Source organism: Pedobacter sp., assembly GCF_035317785.1.
In the GTDB taxonomy this organism is placed as follows: domain Bacteria; phylum Bacteroidota; class Bacteroidia; order Sphingobacteriales; family Sphingobacteriaceae; genus Pedobacter.
On sequence record NZ_DATHGC010000409.1, the window covers coordinates 1 to 9,031 of the forward strand.

5 protein-coding genes and 1 pseudogene are annotated in these 9,031 nt (G+C 44.8%); all 6 read left to right on the forward strand.

All coding sequences use genetic code 11. The annotated features are described in order from the left end of the window. A pseudogene (locus VK541_RS25605) lies at window positions 1-943 on the forward strand (SusC/RagA family TonB-linked outer membrane protein); the annotation flags it as partial. A 17-nt stretch (window positions 944-960) separates the two neighbouring features. Beyond that, the gene (locus VK541_RS25610; protein WP_324373509.1) at window positions 961-2,454 is read left to right on the forward strand and encodes a RagB/SusD family nutrient uptake outer membrane protein; all 1,494 of its coding nucleotides are present in this window, start codon (window positions 961-963) and stop codon (window positions 2,452-2,454) included. Beyond that, window positions 2,454-4,490: a glycoside hydrolase family 127 protein gene (locus VK541_RS25615; RefSeq protein WP_324373510.1), complete on the forward strand. Its 2,037-nt coding sequence runs from the start codon at window positions 2,454-2,456 to the stop codon at window positions 4,488-4,490. Before VK541_RS25610 ends, VK541_RS25615 begins: the two co-directional genes overlap by 1 nt. A 5-nt stretch (window positions 4,491-4,495) precedes the next feature. Then, window positions 4,496-5,209, forward strand: coding sequence for an SGNH/GDSL hydrolase family protein (locus VK541_RS25620; RefSeq protein WP_324373511.1), 714 nt, complete (start codon window positions 4,496-4,498; stop codon window positions 5,207-5,209). Window positions 5,210-5,303: 94 nt separating this feature from the next. Then, window positions 5,304-8,330 carry a VCBS repeat-containing protein gene (locus VK541_RS25625; RefSeq protein WP_324373512.1) on the forward strand — a complete coding sequence of 1,009 codons (3,027 nt, stop codon included), beginning with the start codon at window positions 5,304-5,306 and terminating at the stop codon, window positions 8,328-8,330. 23 nt (window positions 8,331-8,353) lie between these two features. Then, the coding region (locus tag VK541_RS25630) for a hypothetical protein (protein WP_324373513.1) at window positions 8,354-9,031 on the forward strand (678 nt) is incomplete at its 3' end.

The following is a 9,031-nucleotide window of genomic DNA, read 5'->3' on the forward strand; positions in this document are numbered from 1 at the left end:
CGGGAGCCTTGGGAACAAGGGTATTGAGGCCAACCTCAACGTTAGGATATTTGCTGAGCAAAAGGCTTTCCAGTGGACGATGAATGTAAATGCTTCTAAGGTGACCAGTAAAGTACTGAAACTACCTGAAAACGGCGTGCTCGGCAACCGTCAGGGTGGTCTGGAAGTATGGGATACGCAAGTTGGAGCGTACGTATGGAAAGCCGGAACTTCTGCCGGAAGTACAGGATCCGTTCCGACCAGTTTCATTGAAGGTGGCAGGATAGGCGATATGTATGCGTACAAACAAATCGGTATATACGCAACCGATGCAGAAGCTGCTTTAGCGCCCTACGATACGGGTGCAAATACCGACTTTGGCTCAACCACTGCCAGAACAAAATTTGGAGGCGATGTCAACTGGGCGGATATCGACGGCAATAACATCATCGATAGCAGGGACCAGGTGTATATGGGTAATTTTTATCCGACATGGACGGGTGGTTTTTCAAACTACTTTAATTACAAGGGCTTTTCTCTGGCTATCCGTACCGATTTTGCTACAGGCCATACCATTTACAACTACGCCAAAGTGTTTGCTGATGGACAATTGCAGGGAGATGCCATGCCGACGAAAGATTTTATCGAAAAATCCTGGAAGAAGCAGGGCGATATCACCAACACGCCGAGGTATGTGCACCAGATCAACGTCAATATCAGCCGAAACTCTATCTATTATGAAAAAGGGGATTTCCTTGCTTTGAGGGAGGTGTCTTTGGGTTACACTCTTCCGTCGAAACTACTTAAAAAAATAAAAATGAGCAGCATCAGGTTTAACCTGACCGGAAGCAATTTGTATTACTTCACAGCTTATAAGGGTCAAAGCCCGGAAGAAGGAGGTGTAGATAACGGGCGGTATCCGATCCCGAGAACATTCACTTTGGGTACAAACATTTCATTTTAACATTTAAGGAAAGAATCATGAAAAGACTATCATATATCATCACCACCATAGCTCTGGTGGCAGCATTGGGCAGCTGTAAAAAGCATCTGGAACTCGATCCCATTAGTGTCATTGGCTCATCTTCGTTTTTGAAAACTGAAGGCGATGTAGAACCGGCAGTAAATGCCATGTATTTCAGAATGAGACCGCTGGGGAACTACAATTTATTCATATGGGGAGAAGGGCGGAGCGAGGTCATGGAACCAACTGGATTAGCCGGGACTGCCGGCAATGATATTTACTATCAAAACTCACTGACAAGAGATAACATTACTAATAATCTGACCTGGGAAATTGTCTATCAGACGATAAATGCGGCCAATTTGGTGATTAAATATACACCAGATATTGTTTTTGCCAATGCCGCCAATAAAAATAACGCATTGGCCCAGGCCTATACCATGCGTGCTTTTATGTATTTTCTACTGGCCAGAACATATGGGGCTGTGCCTTTGAGGACTGAACCAACTGAAGCTTACGATCCGATCGCCATTCAGGTCGCTAAATCTCCTGAAGCAGATGTGTTCAAGCTGGTTAAGGCTGATTTGGATAAGGCACTGGAATTATTTCCGGTAAACACTTTACCTACAGGAAGGAATAAATGGACTAAGGCGGGGACCAATGCGCTCAAAGCTGATGTCTACTTATGGACTGGCAAACGGTTAAACGGCGGGACTGCTGATTTTACTACTGCGCTTAATGCCCTGACTGATGTACAAACTGCTGCGGTAAGCTTGCTCCCGAGTTATGCGGACATATTTAAATACGCAAACAAAGGAAATAACGAGATTATTATGGCCATCAGATTTACAACTTCGGAACCGTCGACAGGAAATGTTCAGACTTATGCGCACAATATGTATGCCTCTAATACGACCTTTCCGGCCTATGTGCCCCAATCCCAGCGGGATATTGTTGGTGCGCCGTTGGCGGGCAACGGTAATGTTTGGCGGATGACCGCTTTGGTAAGGGACCAGTTTACAAATGATGACACCAGGAAGGCAGCAACTTACATCGATTTGGCCGGCCCGGGAGCTGATCAATATTATACCAACTATGGATTAAAGTTTAACGGTACTGTTGAGGCAGGTGCAAGGGTTTTTGCAAGTGATTATATTCTATACAGACTGGGTGACGTTTTATTAATGAAAGCAGAAGCCAAAAATGCATTGAATCAGGATCCAACTCCGGAAATGACACTGATCAGGCAAAGGGCATATGGTGCCAATTACGCCAGTCATATTTTTGTAAACGGCTCACAAGCACAAAACGACGCAGCTATATTAAAAGAACGGCTTTTAGAACTGGCTCTTGAAGGTAAAAGATGGTGGGATCTGATCAGGTTTGGAAAAGCTTTTGAAACCGTTCCTAGCCTACAAGGCAAATCTGCCCAAACCTACTTGCTGTATTTCCCTATAGGTACAGCCGTACGGACAAGAGAACCATTGGTAGAAGAAGTCCCGGGATGGTAATGAAAAAGTGGAACTGTTTAATCCTGTGCCTTTTCCTGATTTCTTTGCAATGTGCTGCACAGAATAAGCATCCGGCTTTAGTTAAAGACCAGTTGACCCCACTGTCACCTCATGCGGTCAAAATTGGAGGGTATTTAGGTGAAAAACTGGACCAGTGCATTCGCAATAGAATCATGGTGCAGGATGTGGACACGCTTTTGGATATTTTCAGGATACGGCAGAAAGATAATTTTGGTTTCAACGGTGAATTTTTTGGCAAATGGTCTGCAGCTGCGGCTTTAAGCTGCAGATACCAGCCAAATAAAGCACTGGAACAAAAAATGGATAAAGCAGTAACGGAATTCATAAAAACCCGGTCAGACGATGGCTACATCACGACCTATAAGAAAGGAGATGAGTTTAAAGTCTGGGATGTCTGGAACCAAAAATATGTATTATTGGGGCTTATTGCACAGTATGACTTGTCAGGCAAAAAGGAAGATCTGAATGCTGCAAAAAAGAGCGCGGATCACCTGATGCGTGCTTTGGGACCGGGTAAGGCAAGCCTGGAAGAATACGGTCCGGCAATTCATAAGGGCGGGGTAAACTACTCTATTCTTGAACCTGTTGCGTTGTTATATGAGCGTACGCAGGAACAAAAGTACCTCGACTATACCAATTATATTGTTGACTCCTGGAGCAAGCCGGGTAAGTATTCAAAGACCGGTGCACGGTTAATAGAAAATGCGGAGGCCGGCATTCCGCTGGTAGATTCTGAGGTGCTGCATTCCTATGTGCTGATGTCCTGCTTTGAGGGCTTATGTGAATTGTACAGGGCGACGGGCAATAAAAGATATCTGAATGCCACTGTAAAAGTAGCTGAAAGTATTAAGAAGTATGAGCTGATGATAGATGGTTCGCTTTCTAATCATGAAATGTGGTACAACGGGACACTTGAGCAAACTGAAATGCTGGAAATGCCCTCAGAGACCTGCGCAACTGCAACCTGGATGAAATTATGCTATCAGCTTTTGCGTCTGACCGGGGAATCAAGGTGGGCTGACGAACTGGAGATTTCGCTTTACAATGGCCTCCTGGGTGCCATGATGCCAAAGGGCCAGTGGTGGGCTTACAATTCTCCGTTATGCGGAGAACGTGTTCCCAGCAGACAACAGGGTTCTACCCTGAGCTGCTGTGTCTCCAGCGGGCCCAGAGGCCTGTTGATCACGCCTGAATGGGCCATGATGAATGGATTGAATGAGGACCTCGCAATTAATCTGTATGCTCCCGGAACCGCTTCCTTTATGCTTTCCGGCAAAAAAAAGGTGCAGGTCGTCCAGGAAACTGAATACCCGCGGACCAATCAGATAAATCTGACTGTTCAGCCGGAAAAAACATCCGTATTTACGCTAAAATTAAGGATCCCGCAATGGAGTAAAAAGAACATATTAAAAGTCAATGGGAAAGAGGTTGAGTGCACTGCGGGGTCTTATGTATCCATAAAACGGGAATGGAAGAAAAATGACAGGGTGACGCTGGAACTTGATCTCAGAGGGAGGATCATCAGGGCACCAAGCGGTGCGCCGCAGCAGGCAATTATGAGGGGGCCGGTAGTGCTTGCACTTGACAATCGCCTGGTTCCCGAACAAACCAGTACAGCCTGGCTCATTGCCCAGCCCTATCAATTTGAAAATCTGATCTCGAAAGATGGTAAAGGTTATGTATTGCCTAAACATAATTTTCCTCCGGCCGGAGAACAGGGATACATTGACCTGAAACCGGTACCATCGCCGGATCAGGATATCCGAATGGCTTTTGAAGCCTCTTTATTTGTTCGCCCGGTGCATTTTCTTGCACATCATGAGAAAAAAGTAATTTTTTGCGATCTTGCCTCTGCGGGCAATAAATGGAGTCCTGATAATTTATACAGGGTCTGGTTGCCACAGCCTATATTTATGGGAAATATGTATCCCAAAGGCGCAGGACAGGTTTTAGTCAACAGTAAAAACAGGCCGGTTGTTCCTAAATACATACAGGAGGCGATAAATACTAAATAGTAAGGATGAAATACTTTTCTTTTTTTAAATCAATAGCAGTTCTTGTTCTTATTACCAATTGCGGGTGTGCTTTTGCGCAGGCGGACAGTGCGACTTATTTAACAGACATTAAAACTGAACTGAAAAAAGAATGGCCAAAGAACAGAACCATAAACCTGGTCTTTCACGGACATTCGGTGCCCTCAGGCTATTTTAAAACACCGGTTGTCAATTCGCTTCAGGCTTATCCCTTTCTTGTGTTTAAACAAGTAAAAGAGCGATATCCGTATGCTGTTGTAAATGTTATAGTCACCGCGATTGGAGGCGAGAACTCAGTGAACGGAGAAAAGAGATTTAATGATGACGTGCTGACCCATAAGCCGGATGTTCTGTTTATCGATTATGCATTGAACGATAAAGGTTTAGGAATCGAAAAATCAACAGCTGCCCTGCGTAAAATGATAGATGCCGCATTAAAAAAAGGAATCAAAATAATCCTGCTTACGCCATCGCCTCACCAAAGCTATAACATTCTGGATCCGGAGAATCCCTACGTGACCTATCAAAAAGAAATCATTGCCCTGGCCAAAGAATACCATATCGGATTAACAGACAGCTACGCGCTGTTTAAAGAAAAAATTGCTGCTGGTCACCCTGTTACTGAATTCATGTCGCAGGTTAACCATCCAAATGAAGCCGGCCATGCCATTATCGCGAAAGGTATTTTGAAATGGTTTTAGTGATCCTATAAAATAATACTACAATCATAGAGGAAACTATTATTTCCGCAGGATCTGTCTGAATTATCTTTGATGTACGTTCACAATTTTATTTATGTTCAGCAGACCAACGACTATCAAAATTTTTAATTATTTCTTTTTCTTACTGGGAAGCTGTGCGCTGCTGTCTTTTCAGGCATCACCGGAATATTCCCGAACTACGGGAAACCTCGCAGATACGCCAAAAGTTTTATTTGACCATAAAACTTATAAAGACTTTTCCAAAGGCACGCTTTCTGACTTTGGAGCTAATCTGTACGTTTCACAAAAAGGGAATATCCAGTTCATAAACCTTTTTGACCTCAATGCTGATGGATTTCCGGAAGTGGTCATTAACAATGACCATAACCACTATGAAACTCCGGACCTGCTGATCTACCACAACCGTAAACCAAATGGATTGCGATCGCTCATCAATGCACAACAACAGGATGCCCCCGCATTCCAGAATTTCAGATGGATGATGGAGAGCCTGGGCTCAATAGCCAGGCTTCCCGCAGAAGGCGGAGGAAAATCCCTCGTTGCAGATCTTAATAAAGACGGGTATAAGGACCTGATCTTTACCAATTTTATACATGGCTCAACACTTCAAAATTTGCCTGCCTATATTTATTGGGGTGGTTCTGATGGACTGAACCCTTTAAGACGGTCGCTCTTAAGTGGCGACAGGGCCAGTTCTGTGGCGGTCGGCGATCTGAATGGTGATGGTTTAGATGACATTGTGCTGTCCAATTTAGGACGTGAACATTTGTCTGCAGAAACTCCGGGATTTTCGCACAGTGCATTGGCAAAAAAAGCCGGGGACCGGGAAAAAGTATCGTACGTTTATATGCAAACCGAAAATGGTTTTTCCGAAAGCAGTTTAGAAAAAATCCCGACCCAGTTTGCGCTGGATGTAAAGATTGCTGACCTTGATCACAACGGACAGAATTGTATGGTTTTTCTGGAAACAGGTGAGCCGGGGGCATTGCGGATCTACCGCCGGAAAGAAGGCAAATGGAAAATGTCCGAATTGCTCCCAGTAATAGCGCCGAAGTCACCTTACATCGGCAAAAAGATTAACCGGGAAATTTTGGTAAAGGACCTGAACGGAGATGGTTATCCGGATATTTTTGCGCCTTCAAATGGCAAGAGTTCCGAAATATTCTGGAGTGATAAGGGCAGTTTTTCTGTAAAAAGCCGTACGGTGCTGGATAGTGAAAATGCTTTTAGTGCAGATGCCGGAGATTTAAATAAAGATGGTTTCGCGGATTTGGTGGTAGCAAACTTTTCTGCTTTGGACGCAAAGGATAAACAGAATTTTGAGACAAATTCCTATATATGGTGGGGAAGTAAAACAGGCTTCAGCAACACCAGGAAAACAGCCTTGCCTACCTTAGGCGCTACCTGTGTGCGGCTGGCCGATGTCAACAATACCGGCAACCTTGATATACTTTTCGCACAGCACCGGGACAATAAAACATACGATGTACCCAGTTATATTTATTTAAACTCAGGTAAGGGATTTTCGGCCGAAGGCAGAACTGAACTGCAGGGATTCGGCACGATCAGTGTCATTGCAGACGATCTTTTGGGCAATGGGGTCAAAGATGTTTTGCTGATCAGCAGCATCAGCGGGAAAGCCAGTTATTCGGGCGTAGAAGACGGCCCGGGAAATGAAGGCATTTCCGAAGAAGGATTGCCCATGTACATTTATCGCGGCAATGCCGGCAAATTATACAATTCTGCCAATTTGACCCGTGTGCCTATTTCGGCTCCGGAGACCAATATTGCCTTTGCAGATCTCGAGGACAATGGTAAGGCAGCATTGATCAACCTCAGGGCCGGCGGTTACCGGCTTTCCATCCGCTACGACATTTACAATTATCCTAAAAGCAATGAGATCACCGAAATCCCGGTGCCTTTCCGGGCAAACTCGGTAAACGTCGCCGATTTTAATAAAGACGGGATCCTTGACCTGTTTGTTTCACCTATAAATGGTCCTCAGGGGATGTTGTTGTTTGGGGAGGGAAACCGAAAATACAGAACCCGGCTTTTCGACTTTAAGCATCAGGCCTACTCCTGTGCGGTCGGCGATTTAAACAATGATGGTCTTTTGGACGCGGTTACCGCCAGCCATCAGGAGATCAGTATCCTTTTTGGCAGCAATTCAGGAGGTCAGTTCCATTTCCTGGAACCTAAAATCGTTAAAACAGATGTTTTAACCACCAGAGTATCTATGGCGGATTTTAACGGAGATGGCTGGCTGGACATTTTAAGTGAAAATCTTCAAAATGACATGACCAAATCTTATGACATAGAATCATGGGTACTCGTTAACAAAAAGGGTGCATTTTCTCTGGCAGACAAACGGTCCTTTCATACTTTTGGTGCCAATGGCGGGACTGTGGCCAGGCTTAAGGACGATAAACTGAGTGTAGTAGTTTCTAACTATCACGCTGATATCTCCCGACGCACAGGTGTATTCGTTTTACAGCCTGATAAAGACGGATTTCCCTCGGATGCCAATAGGGTTAGTTTGCCTGCTTATTCCTCAGGCGCCAATCTTGTTTTGGATTTTAATGGCGACGGTTACCAGGATATCATTGTATACAATCATACTGGTGCGGATGTATATAACGGAAGCCTGACCCCGACGGGCGGCATGCATGGCTTTGGCTCGACGATCTATTGGGGAGATGAAAAAGGATATTCCTTAAATAATTCATCACATATGCCAAGTTTCGGTCCGCACTCCAGGATCAGTGCCGATCCGGGGAGCATTTCCAGAAGAGACCCTTATGAAACCTTTACTTCTGATAAGATCGTTAATAATAGCGACGGAGAAAATTTTCAGTTCATCCTGACCGGGCGTTTTAATGAAAAGCAATATGTTAGTCCGGAAATTTTGCTGATCAGCAGCTCCGGAAAGGAGGTGACTGCAACGCTGAAGTCAGTTTCAGACGGCCCCGGTACGATGAAATATTCGGTCAGCATTCCAAAAGGACAAGCATTCAGGTATAAACTGAAGATGAACAGTTCCAACTCCGGTAACGGGCCTGTCGTCTCCCGAGTAAAAATGGAAGCTATAGCAGCTAATTAATTGAAATACGATATACACACATCATGAAGAAGATACTGTTAATGATAACTTTTAGCCTCGTCCTGTTTGGATGCGGCATTTTTAAACACGCTCAGGTAGTTAAAGAGAAAAGTGTATCATCACCGTCAGGATTAAAATCATTTCTGGATGGCATACCGGTTTATAAAGCCGCCAGTATAAACTATGCGCGAAATGACGGACCTGCGCTTGCTATAAAATTTGAAGAGCCGGTTACAGTAGGAGTTGCCTCGAAACCGGAGAAATGGGGATATTTTCAGTTCCCGAATGTCAGGCGTAAACTTGATGGCTCGATACAGGTGAAATGGAATATGACCATAGATGCGATTGAAGCCTATGGTATAGACAATTCGGGAACCGCAAGCTCTGCTGATGGCGGTAAAACATGGAAAGCACAGGAAAAAGAAGAAGCTACCGGAGGGATTTTGCTGCCTAATGGAGATCGCATTGAGATCGTTACCCCTAAGCCGATCAAGGTGGAGGACCTTAAGCTTCCGAAACCTGTTGGAACAGGAATAGAGAATTACAGGAAATCGGGCTTCACTTTTTACAGGCTCCATGATCTGCCGGATAGTCGTCAGGGAGTATACATGAAGCGAATGAAGAAAGGAGAAACGGAATGGAAACCAGAAAAGGCTGCCCTATTTGACCCCGATGCCGCACGTTACAGTCTGGCCGGACTG